Annotated in this window: 18 protein-coding genes; 11 read left to right on the plus strand and 7 right to left on the minus strand. The window is 32.0% G+C overall.

Translation table 11 applies throughout. The annotated features are described in order from the left end of the window. Nucleotides 1-106 precede the first annotated feature (106 nt). Both KPL50_RS04380 and KPL50_RS04385 read left to right on the plus strand, forming a co-directional pair. Complete coding sequence (locus KPL50_RS04380; RefSeq protein ID WP_216297239.1) at nt 107-2,755, plus strand: YfhO family protein; 2,649 nt, start codon at nt 107-109, stop codon at nt 2,753-2,755. A 2-nt stretch (nt 2,756-2,757) separates the two neighbouring features. Continuing rightward, nucleotides 2,758-3,759, plus strand: a complete 1,002-nt coding sequence (locus KPL50_RS04385; protein WP_216297240.1) for a glycosyltransferase family 2 protein — start codon at nt 2,758-2,760, stop codon at nt 3,757-3,759. Between the two features lie 70 nt (nt 3,760-3,829). On the opposite strand, the gene KPL50_RS04390 is transcribed toward KPL50_RS04385, so the two are convergent. Both KPL50_RS04390 and KPL50_RS04395 read right to left on the minus strand, forming a co-directional pair. After that, nucleotides 3,830-4,246, minus strand: a complete 417-nt coding sequence (locus tag KPL50_RS04390) for a GtrA family protein (RefSeq protein ID WP_216297241.1) — start codon at nt 4,244-4,246, stop codon at nt 3,830-3,832. A gap of 47 nt (nt 4,247-4,293) precedes the next feature. Continuing rightward, nucleotides 4,294-4,797, minus strand: a complete 504-nt coding sequence (locus KPL50_RS04395) for an Rrf2 family transcriptional regulator (protein ID WP_216297242.1) — start codon at nt 4,795-4,797, stop codon at nt 4,294-4,296. Nucleotides 4,798-5,026: 229 nt separating this feature from the next. On the opposite strand from KPL50_RS04395, the gene KPL50_RS04400 reads away from it, so the two are divergent. From KPL50_RS04400 to KPL50_RS04410, 3 genes are all read left to right on the plus strand, one after another. After that, nucleotides 5,027-5,401 (plus strand): pyridoxamine 5'-phosphate oxidase family protein, encoded by a 375-nt coding sequence (locus tag KPL50_RS04400; protein WP_216297243.1) that lies wholly within the window; start codon nt 5,027-5,029, stop codon nt 5,399-5,401. A 355-nt stretch (nt 5,402-5,756) separates the two neighbouring features. Next, entirely contained in the window at nt 5,757-6,419 is a 663-nt protein-coding gene (locus tag KPL50_RS04405; RefSeq protein ID WP_216297244.1) for a hypothetical protein, read from the plus strand. A 150-nt stretch (nt 6,420-6,569) separates the two neighbouring features. Then, nucleotides 6,570-7,202, plus strand: a complete 633-nt coding sequence (locus KPL50_RS04410) for a DsbA family oxidoreductase (protein ID WP_216297245.1) — start codon at nt 6,570-6,572, stop codon at nt 7,200-7,202. A gap of 133 nt (nt 7,203-7,335) precedes the next feature. Here KPL50_RS04410 and KPL50_RS04415 read toward each other — a convergent pair whose 3' ends face one another. The 3 genes from KPL50_RS04415 to KPL50_RS04425 all read right to left on the minus strand — a co-directional run bounded on the left by KPL50_RS04415 (nt 7,336) and on the right by KPL50_RS04425 (nt 8,848). Continuing rightward, entirely contained in the window at nt 7,336-7,779 is a 444-nt protein-coding gene (locus KPL50_RS04415; protein WP_216297246.1) for a hypothetical protein, read from the minus strand. Next, nucleotides 7,760-8,086 (minus strand): hypothetical protein, encoded by a 327-nt coding sequence (locus KPL50_RS04420; protein WP_216297247.1) that lies wholly within the window; start codon nt 8,084-8,086, stop codon nt 7,760-7,762. The genes KPL50_RS04415 and KPL50_RS04420 overlap by 20 nt, the downstream gene beginning before the upstream one ends. Before the next feature lie 615 nt (nt 8,087-8,701). After that, entirely contained in the window at nt 8,702-8,848 is a 147-nt protein-coding gene (locus tag KPL50_RS04425; protein ID WP_216297248.1) for a hypothetical protein, read from the minus strand. A 322-nt stretch (nt 8,849-9,170) separates the two neighbouring features. Between KPL50_RS04425 and ebgA the strand changes: the two genes are divergently transcribed. The 6 genes from ebgA (at nt 9,171) to KPL50_RS04455 (ending at nt 19,239) form a co-directional block, all read left to right on the plus strand. Next, complete coding sequence (gene ebgA / locus KPL50_RS04430; RefSeq protein ID WP_216297249.1) at nt 9,171-12,260, plus strand: beta-galactosidase subunit alpha; 3,090 nt, start codon at nt 9,171-9,173, stop codon at nt 12,258-12,260. 234 nt (nt 12,261-12,494) lie between these two features. Beyond that, entirely contained in the window at nt 12,495-14,060 is a 1,566-nt protein-coding gene (locus KPL50_RS04435) for an extracellular solute-binding protein (RefSeq protein ID WP_216297250.1), read from the plus strand. Between the two features lie 63 nt (nt 14,061-14,123). After that, nucleotides 14,124-15,080: a sugar ABC transporter permease gene (locus tag KPL50_RS04440; RefSeq protein WP_216297251.1), complete on the plus strand. Its 957-nt coding sequence runs from the start codon at nt 14,124-14,126 to the stop codon at nt 15,078-15,080. A gap of 10 nt (nt 15,081-15,090) precedes the next feature. Further along, the gene (locus KPL50_RS04445; RefSeq protein WP_216297252.1) at nt 15,091-15,984 is read left to right on the plus strand and encodes a carbohydrate ABC transporter permease; all 894 of its coding nucleotides are present in this window, start codon (nt 15,091-15,093) and stop codon (nt 15,982-15,984) included. Nucleotides 15,985-16,053: 69 nt separating this feature from the next. Next, the gene (locus KPL50_RS04450) at nt 16,054-18,225 is read left to right on the plus strand and encodes a trehalase family glycosidase (protein WP_216297253.1); all 2,172 of its coding nucleotides are present in this window, start codon (nt 16,054-16,056) and stop codon (nt 18,223-18,225) included. A 15-nt stretch (nt 18,226-18,240) separates the two neighbouring features. Then, entirely contained in the window at nt 18,241-19,239 is a 999-nt protein-coding gene (locus KPL50_RS04455; protein WP_216297254.1) for a LacI family DNA-binding transcriptional regulator, read from the plus strand. Between the two features lie 145 nt (nt 19,240-19,384). On the opposite strand, the gene KPL50_RS04460 is transcribed toward KPL50_RS04455, so the two are convergent. Further along, nucleotides 19,385-21,541, minus strand: coding sequence for a sensor histidine kinase KdpD (locus KPL50_RS04460; protein ID WP_216297255.1), 2,157 nt, complete (start codon nt 21,539-21,541; stop codon nt 19,385-19,387). After that, complete coding sequence (locus tag KPL50_RS04465; protein ID WP_216297256.1) at nt 21,516-22,220, minus strand: response regulator transcription factor; 705 nt, start codon at nt 22,218-22,220, stop codon at nt 21,516-21,518. Before KPL50_RS04465 ends, KPL50_RS04460 begins: the two co-directional genes overlap by 26 nt. Nucleotides 22,221-22,492: the final 272 nt, after the last annotated feature.

A 22,492-nucleotide genomic window follows, 5' to 3' on the forward strand; every position in this document is an offset into this window, starting at 1 on the left:
TTGCCAATCTCTTATTTATTTTAATTTTATGTAAAAATTACTTAAAAATTAAATGTTCACATATAATATTTATAATTTATATAGCACAATAAAGGTGGGATCATTCTTGAAAGATAACATTCACATTATAAGAAAGTTTGGTATATATATTAAAAGGCATTATGTAATCTTGCTCGCATTTTTTCTGCCTGCCTTTATCCTGGAAATCGCCTATATAGCTGTTCGAATTTTCCCCTTTGGTAATTGGAGTTTATTAATATCAGACTTATATCATCAATATGCTCCCTTTATCTCAGATTTGCAGGACAAGCTTAGATCATCTTCAAGCCCGCTGTACTCCTGGTCAGGTGGTCTTGGGGTAAATTTCTTGCCGTTATTTGCCTATTATCTGGCCAGCCCAATAAATCTTATAACTATTTTATTTCCAGCAGACTATTTGAGTGAAGCAGTACTGGTGCTTACACTTATAAAGGTAGGTCTAGCAGGCTCCTGTTTTGCCTTTTACCTTAAGGCTGTGCATGGTGAAAAGACTTTGGTTACTGTAGGTTTCTCCACACTTTATGCACTCTCTGGTTTTGTGCTTGCTTTTTCCTGGAATATTATGTGGATGGATGCGATTTATCTTCTGCCCTTGATTATGATTGGCCTTGTAAACTTGATACGGGAGGGTAAAGGTTTCTTTTACTGCATTACTTTGGCCATTGCTCTTTTGTCGAATTTTTATATGGCTTTTTTTATTTGTTTTTTTACCTTGCTTTATTACCCGGTTTGTCTCTTTAAATATCATGATTTTAAAAAACCATCCTTGCTAATAAAAAGGACAGGTCAATTTGCAGGTTTTTCATTACTGTCCGCCGGGTTATCAGCTATACTTCTGCTGCCAACCTTTTTTCAATTGAAATCCACCTCAGCTGCGGGTGATATTTTCCCAACGACACTGACGAATTATTACGATTTATTTGATTTTATAACCAGACATTTTACAGCTGCATCTCCTACTATCCGGGAAGGTGCACCCAATCTGTATTGTGGAATTGTTGTCTTAATACTCCTTCCACTCTATTTTTTAAGTAAAAGCATTCCACTGAAGGAGAAATTATGGAATATTGCTCTTCTTCTGGTTTTAACCCTAAGCTTCAATATTAATATATTGAATTTTATTTGGCATGGCTTTCATTACCCTAACCAGCTTCCATATCGGTTTTCTTTTGTTTACATCTTTCTCGTATTATCCATGAGCTATGAAGCTTTTAAAAAGCTGAACGAATTTACCGGTAAAGAGATTGGCAATATTTGCTTATCTATCCTGGGTATTATTCTTATCTCACAGAAATTTGATAATTTATCAATTGGATTTCACACGATATATATAAGCGCAGCTTTTATTATTTTATATGCAGTGGCCCTTACCATTGACCGCTCGTGCAATATCCGGCCATCCTGCAAAACTCTAATTGTATTTCTTGTATTAATTGCCGAGATAACCACAAATACCATTGTGACAGTTGTTAAAATTGACTCCACTGAAGGCTACTCAAGTCGAAACAGCTATGCAAGCGGCAAGGAAGTTTCACAAATTCGTAATCAGCTTTCTGATATTTCCGAGAAGGATAAAGGCTTTTATCGTTTGGAAATCCTGCCACCCCAAACCGCCAATGACCCTGCTCTGTATAATTACCGGGGCCTATCGATTTTTTCTTCCACCATCTCCGAGAGGCCTGTAAAAATGCTTGAGAATCTCGGGTACTCGAGCAACGGTATTAACAGTTACACATACGAGGGTTCCACAGCAATACTGGATTCTCTTCTCGGCATCAAATATCTGATTTATCGAAACATAGCTATTGAGGAAAAATTGTACAAACAAACTGCAACCACCGATGAATTAAAGATTTTTACAAACCCTTATGTTTTGCCACTGGGCTTTCAATCCAATAGTGAGTTGAAGAAATTCGACAGCAGCTCCGGGACTAATCCACTTGAAACTCAGAATCTTCTTATAGAAGCTATTAGTGGTATACCGGATATTCTAACCCCTATAGGCCAAAAGCAAGGAACTCTAAGTAACCTTGACTTTAGCGGCAAGGGTTCACAGTCTTACAGCTTTAAGCGTATTAATAAGGATGATGCCTCTAAAGCAAGTATTGATTTTGCAATTGATAAAGCGCAGCAAGTCTACCTATACTATGAGGCGCCCTCTAATATGAAAGGCAGTGGATTTCTTACAGTCAATGGCAAACAATCTGAATTTAATCCAAAGCATTCCTCTATCATTAACCTTGGATTTTGCGAGGCAGGATCTTCTGCTAAGCTGCAAATTAATTTCGATAAGTCAAGTAGCGAAACAGGCAGCTTTAAAGTATATGCCTACAGTTTGAATATACCCGCATTTGAAGAGGCGATATCCCTTATCCGCAAAAAATCAATGACTGTTGAAAACTTTACGGATACCAGCATCCGCTGCTCGGTGAAAGCAGCAAGTGACGGGCTGATGGTAATGTCCATACCTTTTGATAAGGGGTGGCACGTAAAAGTGGATAATCAGGAGGTTGAAATACGCGCTGTGGATGATTCTTTATTGAGCTTTGAACTGTTAAAAGGCTCGCATAAGATTGAACTGTGGTTTTTTCCAGAAAAACTTTTCATGGGTCTTATGATTACCCTGGTATCAGTTCTAATACTAATCTTTCTTTTCATAAAAAAGTCAGGCATCATGGTTTCCACTATTAAGCATCTCAGAAAGGGGGCTAAATAACAATGGAAAGGTCATTTATTACAGTTCTTATTCCTGTGTACAACGAAGAAAGCCAGATTTGTGAAAATGTCAGTGTTATCCGGAAGTGTTTGGCAGAAACAGGTATGGAGTTTATGATTTTGCTAGTTGATGATGGCTCAACTGACGGCACATGGTCCAGACTTAAAATGCTTTCCAAAGAAATTCCATGTATAAAAGCATTGAGGCTTAGCAGGAATTTTGGCAAGGAGGCAGCACTTTGTGCAGGCCTAGAAGCTGCAGAGGGAGATTGCTGTATAATCATGGACGCTGACCTGCAGCACCCACCCACATTAATACCTGAGATGATTCGGCTTTGGAAGGATGAGGGATATGAGGTTGTGGAGGGCGTTAAGGCCTTACGCGGAAATGAGAGCATGATTAAAAAAGTCGGCGCTAATTTATTTTATCGAATACAGAGCAAGCTTTCCGGATTTAATATGCAGCAGGCTTCAGATTTCAAGCTATTGGATAAAAAAGTAGTATTGGCATGGCGCAGCATGAATGAAAGAGGTACATTCTTCAGGGGAATGTCAGCCTGGATTGGGTATAATCGGATAAGTATCCCCTTTAATGTAGGAATCAGGACAAATGGAGTCTCAAAGTGGTCTCTTTTTAATCTGTGCACGCTTGCTGTTAAGGCCATTACTTCCTTTTCATCATTTCCACTTTATATAGTTACTTTTATGGGAGTGTTTTTTCTTGCTGGGGCGCTTGTGCTTGGAATCCAGACTTTGTACATGAAGCTTATGGGTATTGCTTTGAGTGGCTTCACAACAGTTATTCTGCTGCTCCTCATTATTGGAAGCTGCTTAATGATAAGTCTTGGAGTTATAGGAACCTATATTGCCAGAATATACGAAGAAGTTAAATGCAGACCAAGATATATTGTTGCAGACGAAATTAAGAGCAGTGAAAATCGCCTAAGTGAAGCAGAATCTATGGGAATATACCCCAAAGAGATTTCAAGCTTGCATAGAAAATAATCAAAAAAGAAATTTAAATTTTTAAAAAATCACATAAAAAAAGGCTGCCCACTCAGTAGGTAGCCTTAAATTATTTTTCCTTGAATGCAAAAAATCTCTGCCCTACATAGTTCAGCGTAGTAAACAGAACCATCCCCAAAAGCATAGAAACCTGTTCAACTATACTCTTTGATAAAGAAGTATTCGAAAGTATCATTGTTACGATTGGCTTTGAAATACTATATGCCACCAAATAACAAACAGCAATATTCACAGTAAATCTTAATGCTGTTTTTACAGTAGATTCTTTATTTCTAAAAGTGAAATTTTTATTAAGGAAAAAGCTTAGTATACTTCCTAATATATAGGATACGGTAGAAGAACCCCAATAGCCGAAACTAGCTAAGTTATAGAGCAAAAACATTATTCCGGTTCCGAATATAGTATTTATTATTCCTACTAATACGAATTTCAAAAACTTTATATCAAACAGTCCTTTTTCTCCCATAATTAAACTCCATCTCTATAAAATTCGATTTTTTAAACAGCTTAAATTTATCGCGATTTAATATTATTAAACCATTCAATCGTTGCTTTTCCATGCTCTTCGGGAATTTTATTACTAACTTGTTCATGTAACCATCCTAAAGTTTTATTGTTCAAAAACTGTCTCATCTGGTCTTCTGCTTCTAACATTACAACTTTTATTAAGCAAGGACACTTTGTATATGTATCAGGCAAATTATTTTTATCAAGCAATATCTCATTTTGCCTAATCTCCGCACATTGAAATAATGGGGTCGTCCCTTCTACTGCTTCAACTATATTCCAAAAGGTTATGCTTTCTGGAATACGTGCTAACTCATATCCCCCATTAACACCTGGAATTGACTTCACAATCCCTGCTTTCCTTAATTTTGTATATACTTTTGATAAATAAGTTTCTGATACTCCTTGAAATGCCGCTAAATCTTTAATCCCAACAGCTCTTCCTGATGGGATATCTACCATATATAATAAACAATGTAACGCATACTCTACTCCTATTGAAAATTGCAATACAATCAACCTCCTCAATAACAAAATAATCTATCACATAATACTTCATTATTTTTTATTATTTAATATACACTATGTAATTATAGATAATACTTATCCTTAATACACTTATTATATATTGACTTTTTGAAAAAGTCTATATATAATAATTATAGATAGTACTTATCGACGATATATGTTGTCTACAATCATTTGTATTGTTAAATATAATTTTTAGGAGGAATGTACAATGCTTACAGAAAAATTTTTTGATGTATTAAAAAAGGAAGGTGTAGTTTCAATAGTATCATGGGGGATAGATGAACCACATGTGGTTAACACTTGGAACTCATTTTTAGTTGTAACATCTGATGAAAGAATTTTAGTTCCTGCATATGCCATGCGTAAAACTGAAAAAAATGTAAATCAAAATAATAAAATAAAGATTGCTTTAGGTAGTAAGGAAGTTTTGGGCTATAAAGATTACCCAGGAACAGGCTTCATAATTGAAGGTACTGCAAAATACCTTGAGTCAGGTTCAGAATTTGATATGATGAAAGAAAAATTCTCTTTTTTAACTAGAGTGCTCGAAATAACAGTTACATCAGCAAAGCAAATGCTTTAATTTTTGTATTTTCTTAACTAATTTAACCCATTAGAAATTTCAAGTGTTAAGGGTCGAACCTGCGACCCTATTTTCATTAAAATCATCTATCCAATTGCAATCAATTTGTTTTGCTAACGGAGAGAAGTAAATTTAAACTCCTTACTGGATGTCAACCAATTCAAGTGTTTGAGAGTCCCATTATGTACTTTAGGTTTATCTTTTTCTGAAATAGTGTTCTTTAGAAAACTGAAAGCTAGGAAATTTTAAGTTGCAATATTCTTAAAGGATTCATTAATTGTAAAAATGAGATATATGAACAATAGTAAGAAAGTGTGAATTTATATTTTCTTTATACAAAACGGGGTGGAAATGAATGGATAAATATTTTAAAACACAAAACAGCTATTACATATGGATGGCTTTTTATATGGTTATAGTACCTTTTTTTACTATAAGCAGTGTGTTTTTATTAAAAAACATTAGTATTGTTATTTTTGTACTTACATTTTTCCTTACTTTATCGTACAGTTTTTTCTTAGCAAAAAAAGAAATTAATAAAAAATCACTGTATATGCAAAATGTTTTAAGTATTTTAGGGTCAATGGCATTAGGTTTTATTGGTTCTTTTATTATGACGAAAATTCCAATACTATTTTGGATTTGGCTGATATATGTCATAATAATGGATTCTTATAATTTTACTAATATAGGTAAAAAAACAAAAGCTGCTAAACTAATAAAAAATCCTGAAATGGTTTCAAGATTATCAATAAATTTGCCAATACCTTTTTATGAAAATTTAGTGCCAGTAATTGGAGTAGGAGATTTATCGTATTTTATTCTTATTGTAATTACCACAGCAAAACTATGTGAAAATCAATTCTTTTGGTATACAGGTATTGCCATTATTTTAGGTCAAATAGTAAATGCAATTATTTTTCTATCATGTCATAAAAAGAGGTGGTATAAGGGAATACCTGCAACTGTATTTCCAGGTGTTTTTTCCTTATTGATGATATTGTACTTTAACTTGTAGATAATGAACCATCAATAAACTTTTTCTTTATTTAAAAAAATTGTTTTTTAATTCCTATTAATGTTACATGTAATCATTAGTACTTGACAATATGTATCCAAAGTGAAATAATCTAATTACTAAAATTCGAAATACGGGGAGAGTGATAAAATGAACGTAGAAATGTGGATGGATTTTGTATGTCCCTACTGTTATTTAGGAAAAGCTAAGTTTGAAAAAGCACTTGAAGATTTTTCTGATAAAGAAAACGTAGAGATAATATATAAAAGTTTTGAATTAGATCCTAATGCTAGTAAAATGTACCATGGTACTATGAGTGAATTAGTTTCAAAGGAATATGGAATAACTATCGAAGAAGTCCTAGAAAATAATGAAAGATTAACCTCTGAGGCTAAAGGACTTGGACTTGTATATAACCTTGAAAAGGCTATGCCAGTAAATACACTTTATGCACATAGGTTATTGCAGTATGCAAAAGAGATTGGTAAAGATTCTGAACTCGTAAGCGTAATATTTAAAGCATATTTTACTGATAATAAAAACATTTCAGATATAGATACTTTAGTTGAAATTTCTAAAGAAGCTGGACTAGAAGAGGAAGTTGTTCGTGAAATCTTAAATAGTGATAAGTATATTGATATAGTTCGAGAGGATGAAAAAAAATCTCAAGACATTGGAGTAGCTGTAGTTCCTTTTTTCCTGATTAATAAAAAATATACTGTAGCAGGTGATCAATCCACAGAAACTATTAGAAAAGCTTTAGAAGTGGCATTGATAAAGTAATCAAAATTCCCAATGTATAAATAAAAATGCTCTGCTTTTAAAAGTAGAGCATCATTTATATACATATTTTAATTTTAATTTTTCCTATTCTTTCTTCTTTAACTTCTCCTATACGCTCTTTATTAGGCGCAGGTTACTCCCCACCCCCATTATTTTTCAATACATCTATATCAAAATACTTTGGAGATTGCATATGCATATTAAAAAAACAAGGGGTACTACCTTTATTACCGGATAAATCTTCTGTTAGAACATTCAAAGGAAAACTATACGCATTATTTTGCTTTATACGATTTCCATTAAAATTAAACCCATAATTTATATAAAGTATTTCACCTTCTTTTAAATTTAAAGGAAACCTAATGTCAGAAAGCAATTTATTATTAACTTTAATTTCTAGTATATCTTTTATCTCTTCATTAAACCTACCATCTATTCCTGTAATTTTTAAATCTTTATCCGCTATAAGATTAGAACTGCCAGTATTATCACTGGATGATGAGGCACTATAAAATTTAAAAGCTCTGCCCACCAACTCATCGCTAAACAGATATATCTTACCCAAATTTACATTCATGGTTTTCCCATCTGAGAATTCTATAAGTGCTTTTGTAATATCGTTTATCGCTATTAACATCAGTATCGGTAAAATTCATATGTTGCGTTCCTATTTCAGGAAATATAATACTTGTTATTTCGCTTTGTGAACTTAGATTTTGAATATAATATAGATCAAAACAATTCATACCTTGTTGTATCTCATAATAATGATTTATAAACAAAGGCTCTTTAATAACTTTATTTTGGTAATAAGCAATATTTAAAGTCCAACACAATACTAGAATTGCCGACCCAAAAATTATGTGTTTTTTATTTAAATTCATCCTTACGCCCCCTTTTGTAAAACATTCTACTGACACAGTTCAACAAAAATGTACTATTGCCTTTAAAAAGTGCATTAAAAGTAAAAACTTCCAGCTTTTACTTTAGACTTGAGGAAAATAAAGAAATTGGAAGCAATTTGTTTTACTAAGCAAGACTGCATTTTTTTACTTCAATAAAAACATATATAACTATTAGACTATAAATATTATAAGATTTAGTATTATAGCTCCTATTAATGCTATCCCGAATATAAAACACACTAAGACCCCTATACTTTTTAAAAACCTCATAATTTTTATTCCCCCTATTTAATTAATACATTCAAATGTTTGTTTATAGTTTTCATTAATTATTAGTGTATACTCGAAATATTTTTAATATATAGTTGCTAAATTTTTATTTTTATCTCATAATACAATATTACAATTAAAGGTAAAAAATAACAATATAAAAATAATATTTTATGCAGAAAAAAAAGAACTGATTATATTAACCAGTTCTTTTAAGGCGTTATATTAAATTTATATTTAATTAAAGGGGGGCTCTAATTAAAAAAATCAATTACCTTCTATGTACTTATAATAACAATTCTACGTGTCATTATTGTAACAAAATTAAAAATTATTTGTAACAACAAGAAAGCCTACAGCGTCAATACCTAAATTTTTAGCTATCTCTCCTACAGTCTTTCCAACGTATTTCAACCATTTCTTCACTTCCGCCAGCAGTAATCCAAGATGGCAGGTATAGCAACTAAACATTTACTAAAAATATATTGAAATATGTGTAATTATTTACTTAAAACATATTGCAAAATGTGTAAATATTAAGTAAAATATTAATAAGTGGAATATTCTGATAAATAAATAGTATAATATTTCAAATAACATATTGGTGAAGCAACTAAAAATCAAGTAAATTTTGTTGCTATAGCTCATTTTAGAGGTATTGTTAAAAATATTGAACTTGTAATTAACCACGATTAATTACATTTAATAAGTTTTATGCCTAGTAAACATTTAGTTAATATTTCCGCATCGCAGATGATGTTTTAAGCAAATAAAGGGTATGGGGAGGAACAATATGAGAAAGATAAAAGTATGGGAAAATATACATATAGACAATATTAATAGATTAAACAGTCGAGTGTATTTCAATTCTTATGCTGATAGAGATAAGGCAATCTTAAATCAGAAAAAATATGGTCAAGCTTATAAAAACTTAAATGGCGTTTGGAAGTTTATGTATTTAGATGCACCGGAATATTCTCCTAAAGGATTTTATGAAAATAGCTATGATTGCTCAAACTGGGATGATATTGTTGTGCCTTCTAATTGGCAAATGCAAGGCTATGGAAAGATGAACTATTCAGATTTATGGTATAGCTTCCCAATAAAACCGCCTTATGTTCCATCAGAGAATCCTACTGGAATATATAAAAGAAATTTCTTTATAGATGAAAAATGCATGAATGAGAGCGTGGTATTAAGATTTAATGGAGTAGACTCTGCTTTTCACCTTTGGGTCAATGGTAAAGAGGTTGGATACAGTAAGGGAGCGAGGTTATTATCTGAATTTGATATTACAGATTTTATAACGCAAGGTGAAAACGATTGCACGGTTAGGGTTTATCAATGGTCAGATGGAACATATCTAGAAGATCAGGATATGTGGTGGCTTAGTGGAATATTTAGGGATGTAGAACTATATTCACAGCCCAAAAATGGAGTTGAGGATATATATGTAGTTACAGATTTCAATGATGATTATAATAATGGGAAGTTAATGGTTGAAACTGTACTAAGAAATGAAAACAATAGAGTAAATGATGGATGTACGCTTACTTATGAGCTTTTAGACTCTAAAAATCAGAGGGTATTTTTAGAGCAGCAGCCTATTTCGCAACTTCAAAACAGGTTTGAAAGGGTGGTAGAAACTCCTTTAAAATGGTCTGCTGAGGATCCTAACCTATACACTTTACTTATATCGTTAAAAGAAAAGGGAAATGTAAAACAGGTTATTCCACAAAGAATTGGCTTTAGGAAGATAGAGGTAAAGGGAGAGACATTTTTAGTAAATGGAGTTGATATTAAAATAAAAGGAGTTAACAGGCATGATTTTAACCCTGTTAACGGAAGAGTTGTTAGCTTGGAAGAAATTGAAGCCGATATTAAGCTTATGAAGCAGCATAATATAAATGCTATTAGAACATCTCATTATCCTAATTCATCTTATTTATATGATTTATGTGATGAATATGGGATGTATGTTATGGATGAAACAGATTTGGAGTGTCATGGTTTTGAGCTCACTAATGACTATAAATGGATTACAGATGACCCTAACTGGGAGCTATCATATGTAAGTAGGATTGAAAGAATGATACAGAGAGATAAAAATCATCCATGCATTATAGTGTGGTCTTTAGGTAATGAATCATCCTTTGGACATAATTTAAAAGCTATGGCAAAAAGAGCAAAGGAAATTGATTCAACAAGACTAATTCATTATGAAGGAGATCGTGAGACGGACATCGCGGATGTTTATTCCACAATGTATACATGGATAGAACCATCGGATCCAAACAGGCTTTCTATGCAAAAAATTATAAATGAAGCTAAAAAGCCACACATAATATGTGAATACTGTCATGCTATGGGGAACGGACCGGGAAATCTTAAAGAATACCAAGATCTATTCTATGCACATGACAAACTTCAAGGCGGTTTTATATGGGAATGGTTTGATCATGGAATACAATGCACAGATGAAAAGGGAAAGAAGTTTTATAAATATGGTGGAGATTTTAATGATGAGCCTAACAATGGGAACTTCTGCATTGATGGACTAATAATGCCTGACAGAACCCCTTCACCGGGACTTTTAGAGTATAAAAAAGTAATAGAGCCAGTTGAAACAAGTGAAATAGATTTGAAAGAGGGATTAATTAAAATTAGAAATAGATATGATTTTATATCCCTTCATAATATTGATTTAATTTATTCAATAGTTAAAGAAGACAAAGTGATTTATAGCAGCAAATGTGACATAAGGCATATTGCTGCAAGAACTGTGAAAGAGATAAAGCTTGATTACCGCAATATTTTCTCGGAAAAAATGTATGGAGATTATTATTTAAATATTTCTTATGTACTTAATAAAGATGTAAGCTGGGCAGAAAATGGACATAAATTAGCCACAGCTCAATTTAAATTACCTTCAAATGAAGAGTTTATAGATATAAAACCTTCGGGAAGACTTCAGGTAATAGAAGAGGATTTCAGATTAGTTATAAAGGGACAAGATTTTGAAACAGCCTTTGATAAGATTAAGGGGCGAATGCTTTACATTATAAAGGATGGATATGAAATACTTAACAACGGCCCGCAGCTTAATTTTTGGAGGGCTCCAATTGATAACGATATGTATCTTTTAGAGGATTACTATAAAAAGTATTTTATGCACTTAATGCAGGAAATTACAGAGGATTTCTGTTATGAAATTAAAGACAAATATGTACTTGTTAAGATCAGTGCAATGAATGGAACTCCAAATGCTTCCTGGTACTATTCTTCAACTTACGAGTACAGAATTTATCCTAGTGGAGATATATTGATTGATATAAATGGTATTCCCGATGGTAAGCTTGAAAATGCTCCAAGCATGATTCCTAGAATAGGGGTAAAAATGCAAGTGGACAAAGAGTCTTGTAATGCCAAATGGTATGGAAGAGGACCAGGAGAATCCTATTCTGACTCAAAAGAGTGTAATCAATTTGGAGTATATGAAAAAACAGTGGATAATCTATTCACAAACTATGTAAAACCGCAGGAAAATGGCAATAGGACAGATTGTAAATGGGTTAGGTTAATTAACGATAGAGGCATGGGAATTATGGTAGTTGCAAAGGACAAGCTTAATTTTAGTGCAATGTATTATGAAGTTATTGATTTGGAAAAGGCAAAGCATACAGTAGACTTATTAAAAAGAGATTATATAGTTTTAAATATAGACTACAAACAAAATGCTTTAGGTTCTAATTCTTGTGGTCAAAATCAGCTTGACAAATACAGATGCAAATTTGAAGCCTTTAAATTTTCTATGAGATTATCAGTATACAATAACAAAGAAATTTCTGATTTTTCATTAGCAAAAGAACTAATTGAAGAATAACAAAGTCCATATGTTGCTAGAAATGCTATATATGACTTTTCAGCGTGGTGAAGGATGGAATTTATAAAATTTATATAAATTTTATATATCATAGGATTATAAACAAATGAGAAATTTTATAAATTCCTACAAAGTAAAAAAGTAATATTGAGCATCAAGACAAATTTAAAAGGTTTAACTGTACCATGAAAATTAATGGTGCATTAAATATAAAAAATAAAAGGGGGGACATTTATGAAAAGTAAACGAGTGTTATCACTGACTCTTGCAGCTATGATAGCAATGTCAATGCTAGTTGGATGTGGAAACAAGGCAAAACCTACAGCAAACTCAGATTCAAAGCCAAGTTCAAATGAAAAAATAACAATTAAGTACTGGGTTCCATTCGCTTCAAATCAGTATATAAAGAGCCTAACTGAAAGTGAAATGTATAAGGAACTTGAGGCAAGAACCAATGTCCATGTTGAGTTTATACACCCAACTGAAGGTCAGGAACTGGAGCAGTTTAACCTTTTAATGACTCAAAAGGAGCTGCCAGATGTTATACAAACATACTCTATTAACTATAAAGGCGGTATGGACAAAGCAATATCAGATGGTGCATTTATAAGACTTAATGAATTAATTGACAAAAATGCACCTAACTTTAAAAAGTTAAGAGAAGAAGACCCTGAATTAGCAAGACAGACAATCACTGACCAGGGGAATATTACTGCGTTTCCTGTAGTAGGAGTAGATAAGAATGAACCTGCATGGTGGGGTCCAGTTATTCGTCAGGACTGGCTTAAGGAGCTTGGACTAAAAGAACCAACGACTATCGATGAATGGTATAACGTGTTAACACAATTCAAGGTTAAAAAGAAAGCAGAAGCCCCATTAGTATTTAGAAAATCAGGAATAGATCCATATGGTACACTTGTTAGTGCTTTTGATATTGGACCATCATTTTATAAAAAAGATGATGTTGTAAAATACGGTCCAATGGATCCCGAGTTTAAAGAATACCTTACAACTATGAATAAATGGTATAAGGAAGGCTTAATAGATAAGGATTTTGCTACACGTGATAAAAAGAGTAGAGAAGCTTTAATTACCTCTGGAAAAGTAGGAGCCTATATAACAGAATATGCATTGGTTGATCAATATGCAGCTGCAATTAAAACTATAGATCCAAAGGCTGAATTTTCTCCACTTGTGCAGCCATCATTAAAAGCAGGTGAAAATGTTCATTACAGAGTAACTAACTCTAGAAATGGTGGTTATGAGGCTGTTATAACCTCATCATGTAAAAATCCTGAAGCAGTAGTTAAGTGGTTTGACTATGCATATAGCCAGGAAGGGTTTATGCTATTTAACTACGGAACCGAAGGTAAGAGCTACACTATGGTAGATGGAAAGCCAAAGTTCACAGAGCTTCTTACAAAAGATCCTAGTGGACTTGATTTCTGGACAGTATGTAATAAATTCAAGTTGGACATAGGACCTTATCTTAGAGATTACAAAGCAATACCAGCGCTTACAAAAATAGATTCAGATTGTATGGACAAGTGGACAAAAGCAGAAGCTGATTACGTAATCCCTCCAACAAATATGACTCCAGAAGAAAATGATACTTATTCAAGTGTTATGGGCGATATCGACACTTATAGAGATGAGATGGTATTAAAGTTTATAATCGGTAAAGAACCACTAAGTAGCTTTGATAAATACGTAGACCAGCTTAAGAAAATGAGAGTTGAAGAAGTAATTAAGATTCAGCAAAATGCCCTTGATAGATATAATACTAGAAAAATTAAATAATTCATATGAAAACTGAAGATGACTTATGCCATCTTCAGTATTTATAAAAAAGGAGTTGTATTTATGGGTGAATTAAAGATTGGAAGTAAATTAACTCGTAAAAAAAATACTAAATTGTGGAATACTATACGTAAGGACTTTAGGATAAATAAATATATTTATTTAATGGCAATACCAATGGTAGTATATTTTATACTTTTTTATTACATGCCTATGTATGGAGTTGTTATAGCATTTAAAGATTTTAGTCCAAGGCTTGGAATAATGGATAGCCCGTGGGTAGGGTTAAAACATTTCAAAGAATTCTTTAGCGGTATGTATTTTGGTAGAACTTTCAAAAATACAGCAATTATTAGTTTTTACTCATTACTGTGGGGATTCCCATCCGCTATAATTTTATCATTAATGTTAAATGAAATACGAAAAGAAAAGTTTAAACGTTGCGTACAGATAATTACATATCTACCACATTTCATATCACTTGTTGTAATATGTGGTTTGATTGTTGATTTTACCTCCACTGATGGACTGATAAATTCAATATTATCTAGTTTTGGTATTGAAGCTACTAACTGGCTTACAAAACCTGAATGGTTTAGAACTATTTATATAGGTTCAGGAATATGGCAGTGTATAGGTTGGGATACCATAATATATCTTGCTGCACTTTCGGGAATAGACCAATCTTTATATGAAGCGGCCACCATAGACGGAGCGGGAAGATGGAAACAGATGTTGTATGTAACATTACCAAGCATCGCACCTACCATTGTGATTATGCTCATACTAAACATAGGAGGACTTTTAAGTGTAGGTTCTGAGAAAATTATTCTTTTATACAATCCTATGACATATGAAACCTCTGACGTTATAGCAAGTTATGTTTATAGAAAAGGTCTTATAGGGGCAGATTATAGCCTCAGTACAGCTGTTGGTCTTTTTGAATCTGTAATAGGATTTGGATTACTTATAGTTGCTAATAAAATTAGTAAAAAAATATCTGATCAAAGTTTATGGTAGGGGTGATAAAATGGTTGTTAAAAGAAGTATTGGTGAAAAGATATTTGATTCGTTTAATGTAATAATGATGTGTTTACTTATGTTTCTATGTGCCTATCCTCTTTTATATGTTCTGTTTGCTTCCTTAAGTGATCCATATAAATTAATGCAGCATGAAGGGCTTTTATTTAAACCACTGGGATTTACTCTCCAAGGATATGCCCTTGTTTTTAAAAATCAAAGTATTATGACTGGATTTTTAAATACAGTTTTTTATGTTGTAGTTGGAACTGCATTCAGTGTATTAATGACTTGTTTGGCAGCCTATGTGCTTTCAAGAAGAAATTTGTTATTTGGTAAGTCGCTGATGTTGATGGTTACAATAACAATGTTCTTTAGTGGTGGACTAATCCCATTCTTTTTACAGGTTCAAAGACTTGGATTAATGGATTCAAGATGGGCACTCATATTTCCATCAGCTATTTCTGTATGGAACCTTATTGTGCTTAGGACAGCATTCCGAAGTGTACCAGAAAGTCTTATTGAGTCTGCTAGGATTGATGGAGCAAATGATTTTACAATATTATTTAAAATAATTATACCTCTTTCCAAGGCAGCTATTGCAGTTATAGCCTTATTTTATGCTGTTGGATACTGGAATTCATGGTTTAATGCAATGATTTTCTTATCTGATAAATCCAAATACCCACTACAACTAATTTTAAGACAAATTCTTATTTCAAATGATATGAGAGAAATGATGAATTTGCCTAAGTCTTCAGCACAATTTATTCAAGCAGATGCTTATAAATCATTAATTAAGTATAGTACTGTAGTCATTTCAACAATACCAATATTGTGTATTTACCCATTCCTTCAAAAGCACTTTGTAAAGGGTGCTATGATAGGCTCAATAAAAGAGTAAATAAAGTGGGATGATTTAATTGAGTATTATTTGAAAGAATGAATCATTGTTTTATATGGAGGTTTTAATATGAAACTATCAAAAAAAGTAATTACAGCGTTAACTTCATGCTTATTTATAACATCTAATATCACATTCTGTACCAAAACTTCCTCTATAAAGTCAGAAGGTAAAAGATATCAATTTAAGAATCTTATTGATGTAACAGGTCTTCCTAGTAAAGCAAAGCCTAATGATAATTACGAGATAAATCCATTTTCTGATATGGGTGCATGGCACGCCTACCATCTTCCAGGTATAAAGGATAGTGAGTATTATGGGGGGTTTACTGGGCCATTATATATTGCACAGGAGTACGGAATATGGATTAGTAAATGTTTTAATCGTATTAAAATATATAATTCTAAGGATGGGAATGAAATAAAGCTATCAAATTGTAAAATTCCTGATTTATCATATTATCCTGGACTTCTTGTGCAGGAATATGATATGGAGGACTTTAACCTAAGTCTTGAACTGAGATTTGTTACAAATAGAACAGCACTCGTTACTACGAAAATTAAAAATAAAACTGAAAACAAACTTGATTTGAAACTAGTTTGGGATGGAGAGTTATTAAAGCATCAACAGAAAAATAGTAATGAATCAATAGATATGCATATAGAAGCCCTTAATAAGGGTGTAAAGGTTAAATTTCCAGATATAAACTGGACATGGAGTGCCTTTACTTCACAGGAAATGGAATATGAAATTAGGTATCCCTTTGAAGTAAAAACCTGTGTTAAGGGAAGCGGTTATACAATTGAGTTTGCTGAGAAAATATCTATAAAACCCAAAATGGAATATGTTATGAATACTACTAATACATATACTTTTACAAAGGATGAAAAAAATAAAGAAAATAGTAAAATAGAAAAAATCTTAAAGGACCCATCAAGCTATATTAAAGAAAATCAGATTCGATGGGATGGTTACCTTCGCGCTGCTCTTAAGGGAAAGAATCATAAATATGATAAAGTTGCAGTAAAAGTAGTAGAAACCCTGATAACCAATTGGAGAAGTCCAGGCGGAGAAATAAAACGAGATGCTATAACTCCTTCAATGTCCTACAGCTGGTTTAATGGTATATGGGCTTGGGATTCATGGAAGCAAGCCGCAGCAGTAACTTACTTCGCACCTGAACTTGCAAAGGATAATATAAGGGCAATGTTTGATTATCAAAGAGATGATGGAATGATAATTGATGCTATATTCTACAATAAGAATAGCAATAACTACCCAGGAGAAAAGGGTGGAAACTGGAATGAAAGGAACTCAAAACCTCCTCTTGCAGCATGGTCAGTTTGGAAGGTTTATGAGTCAACAAAAGATAAGGAATTCCTGAAGGAAATGTATCCAAAACTTGTTAAATATCATGAGTGGTGGTACATCTCCAGAGATAATGATAAAAATGGTATAGCTGAATATGGAGCTACAGTTGATAATCTAAACAGTGATGAAGATCAAATTATTCAGGCAGCAGCTTGGGAAAGCGGAATGGATAATGCTGTTAGATTTGATACTGATTATGGAGTAAAGGTTCTTCAAAATAAAGATAAGAATGGAAAAGTTATAGGATACTCCATTAATCAGGAGTCAGTTGATTTAAATTCATACCTTTATGCTGAAAAGAACTATCTTACCAGAATGGCAGATGTTCTAAATATAAATGAAGATAAGCAAAAGTATGAAAAAGAATCAACGTATGTTAAAAACTTCATACAAAAAAATATGTTTGATAAGGAAACTGGTTTCTTTTATGATATAGATATTCAAAGCAAAAAGCCTCTTATTGAAAGAGGAAAGGGAGTAGAAGGTCTGATTCCTCTTTGGGCAGGCGCTGCATCAGATGAACAGGCAAAGAAAATTAAAAATATCATAACTGATGAAAAAAAGTTTAACACAAAGGTTCCATTTCCTACAGCTTCAATGGACAATACAAGGTATAATATAGTAAAATACTGGAGAGGACCAGTTTGGCTTGATCAGGCATATTTTGCAATAGAAGGTTTAAACAATTATGGATATAAAGATGATGCTGTAAGGCTCGCTAAGAAATTAGTAAATAATGCTGAAGGAATCATGGAAGATGGCAAGGTCTTCAGAGAAAATTATAATCCAGAAAATGGTGAGGGACTTCACTGCACAAACTTCAGCTGGTCAGCAGGGATGATATATCTACTTTATAGAGATTACTTATAGGGGGTCTGACTTAAAATGACTACAATAAAAGAAATAGCTGAGATGGCCGAGGTATCCATGGCTACGGTATCCAGGGTTTTAAATTATGATGAATCATTGAATGCATCAGAATCTACAAGAAAAAAGATTTTTGCAATTGCTCAGGAACTAGAGTATGTTACTACTAGGGAAAGAAGAATCAAAAAACAAATCTGTCAAGTATGTATTGTAAAAGGATATTCAGAACAAGAAGAATTGGATGATCCATACTATTTTTCTATAAGACTTTCTATTGAAAAAAGCTTAAGAGAAGAGAATATAGAATATATAGTAATTTCGAAGGACAGGCTATTTGATGAGCGATTAAATAAAGTGGATGGAATACTAGCTGTAGGGATTTTTACCACTGAGGAAATTAAGAACTTTAAAAATATGAATGGCAACATAGTTTTTGTGGACAGTAATCCACAGGATGAAGCCTTTGATAGTGTAGTAATAAATATGGGTAGAGTAGTTAAAAAGGTGCTTGATTATTTAATTTCTCTTGGTCATAAAGAGATAGGGTACATTGGCGGAGAAGATTACCTCATTGGAGAAAACATCCATTTGCCTGATTATAGAGAGTCTTGGTATCGTAAGTATATGGGTGAATTTGGCTTTCTTAATGAAGAATTTATAAGGGTAGGGAGATTTACACCAATTAGTGGATATGAGCTCATGAAGGATATTTTGGATACTGGGAAATATCCTAGTGCCTTTTTCATAGCAAATGATTCAATGGCAATAGGTGCATACAAAGCTATAATGGAGAAGGGGCTTAGCATTCCTGAGGATATCAGTATAGTAGGCTGCAATGATATCCCTACTGCTCAATTTATAGTTCCAGCTTTGACAACTATAAAAATCTATATTAATTTTATGGGAGAAACAGCAGTTGATCTTTTGGTTGAAAGAATTAAATACGAAAGAAAAATTAGTAAAATAATTGTAATACCTACAGAATTGATACTTAGAGATAGCTGCAAAAAACTATAATCGAATATTTTGTTGACAGTAAATATAATCACTATAGCAACTTAGATTTTAAGCCGCTATAGTGATTTTGCTATATTATATAAAGCTGTAGTTGTAGGCACAACTTGTAAAATACTTTGATTTTGATGCTTCTCCCCCTCATTTACTAAAATGTAACTATAACTTTAAATAAATCTCCATCCACATTTACTTTTAATTGTCCACCTTGGATTTCTACAAAACTTTTAGCTATAGCTAGCCCAAGTCCTGAGCCCTGTGTATTCCTTGCTTTGTCTCCTCTCACGAATCTTTCCACTATGTCATTCACATTAAAATCTATTTCACTTGCAGTCATATTTTTTAATATTATTTCAACCTTATCCTCTCTAGAATCAATATCAATATAAACTCTGGAACCTTTCATAGCATACTTTGTTATATTAATTATAAGGTTTTCAAACACTCTAAACATACGCTGGCTATCCAAATGTAATATTACCTTTCCCTCTGGATACCTTGTTTTTACTATTAGAGATGATTCTGATATTTTGTCATCTAGCTCTAATAATGTTTGTTTCATTAAGGCCACAACATCCACATCAACCATATTTAAATTTATATTTCCACTTGTAGCCTTGCTTACTTCAAATAAATCCTCAATTAATTCCTGTAATCTTTGTGATTTTCTATCTAAGGTATCTAAATAATCCTTACGTTTCTCCACTGAAAGACTTTCATCCTTTAATAAATCTACATAAGTAATAATAGAGGTTAAAGGAGTTTTTAAATCATGAGATACATTAGAAATAAGCTCGGTCTTCATTCTTTGACTCTTTACTTCTTCATGAACTGCCTTTTTAAAGCCTTTCTGTATACTTTCAATTTCTTTTTTAAAATCATTAAATACTCCTAAATTTTCTTCAATAGTTACATCCAAATTACCCTCTGCTATTTTATTTGTAGCTTCAAAAAGCTTATTATATTTATTGCTAATATCATTATAATTTTTTCTTATTACCTTAAATAATACTAAAGTATATATTATGGCTACTATTATTCCCAAAAACCACATGGAGCTCATTACCGTTAATATTATTAAATTTATTCCTAAAATTACTGTTAGCTTCTTAGTATTTTTTTCTTTTAAATCTATATTTCTTATATAACTATATACCCTTTTATTACCACTCCAAATACTTCTTAAAATTTTATATGTCACCGAGGTTTCTTTTATATATTCTCTAATTCCAGTTTTAAAAATATGTTTTACAATAATAACGCCAATATATATTATACCAAAACCTATTACCCAATATATGATATTTATTATACTCGTTAAAGTAGCTACAACCCACGTGTTTATGTATATTGGTGAAAAATCAATTAGATCTCCTTTTATGGTACTTTTTATTATAAAATACGATGGCTCATTACACATAAACATAAGTGTGATAAAAATTATAAGACTGCTTATCTCTATAGGCATTTTTGCAATCTTTTTAAAACCAATTAGCTCCTTTGATATTTTATATGGAGTTATCAGAGAAAGCATTAATATAAGAAGCAAGGCTATACCTATAAAAAATAGTGCTACCTCTTTGTAGGAATTCATTTCGTTAATATTTTTATAATGAACTATTAAATCAATATGTTTTAATTCTCTTGGAACAGCATAAACGTAACTCATATTTTTAATGGCTTTCATTTCTAAATTAGCGAAACTCTTAGGACTACCATTTCTAAATACTGAAGTTACTACCGTCCTATCAGCTCCATATATTTTTTTAATAGTACTTTCTCCATTAGCATCATAGTCAATAACAATATAAAAACTATATTTTTTATTAAGATCTGCAATAACAGAAGCATCTATTTTCTCATTCAATAAGACACTTATTCCACCCTGATTTCTCTGTTCAATTAATTTATTATCCTTTTTTATAGCATAATATTCTAAGTTCCCATAATATTGATCTAGATTCTCCTTATCGTTAATCATCTTTTGATTAAATTCGCTTTTATTATCTTCCATATTTTCTTGTATATAATCATCATATTTCTTGTCTAGATTTAAAATAATATCCGATGGTTCTACCTTATTATTTTCTTTGTTTTTTAAAACATCAAAATATATGCCATAATTGCTATTGCTTATATCATTTAAAAATTCACTTTTTTCAAAAATATTATATTCATATTTTTTTGCCTCTTCTTGTATTTTAGGATATGACGAATACATACCAAAAGAAACTATTATTAATATTAGTAAAATAATTGCACTTATAATATATTTTGCATTACTGCTTTTCGATTTTATATCCAACTCCCCACACCACCTTTAAATATTTTGGATTTTTCGAATTTATCTCTATTTTTGAACGTATATTTCTTACATGAACCATTATTGTATCTGTACTTATTGCATGTTCATTCCAAACTCTTTCATATATTTCTTCTGCTGAAAAAACCCTTCCTGGGCTTTTCATAAGTAAGTTAAGAATCTTAAACTCACTAGGGGTCGTTTTTATGAAATTTCCATCTACAGTTACTTCCTTTGTCTCTGTATTGAGCTCTAAGCCCCCTATCACAAAAACATGATCCACTACACTATTATTTCTCACCATATTTGAAAACCTGCTATATCTTCTTAACTGCGAATTTACCCTTGCTAAAAGCTCAAGAGGCCTAAAGGGTTTTGTTACATAATCATCCGCCCCAATATTTAAACCCATTATCTTATCAACTTCTTCAGATTTTGCAGATAGCATTATTACTGGAAATTCATGGCTTTCCCTAAGCTTCATTGTAAATGCTATTCCGTCCATCTTAGGCATCATCACATCCACAATCGCTAGATGTATTTTCTCTTTTTCAACTATTTCTAAACCTTCTAGTCCATTTGAGGCAATAAAAACCTTGTACCCTTGGTTTGTTAAGTAATCTTGTATCCCAATTGCTATATCTCTCTCGTCTTCCACAACTAAAATATTATACATATCCATTTCGCATACCTCTTTCTACCATAATATTTTAATTATACAATATCAAATATAGAATGTATTAATTAGATTCTATATTTTTTTTCATTTTCAATCATTTTGTAATCATATTTTCATCATCCCTTTCGATTTCATGTCTTTATAATACTCTTAATCTTTAAAGATAATGTTGTGGTAATTCTAAAGATTTTCTAAACATTCATATCTAAAATTAAAAATTCCATAATAATATGCTTATGATAGGTACTACGCTCCACCCCTTATTTATCAAAGGT

Origin of the sequence: Clostridium sp. CF012 (genome assembly GCF_018861755.1) — a bacterium.
Lineage (GTDB): Bacteria > Bacillota > Clostridia > Clostridiales > Clostridiaceae > Clostridium_AD.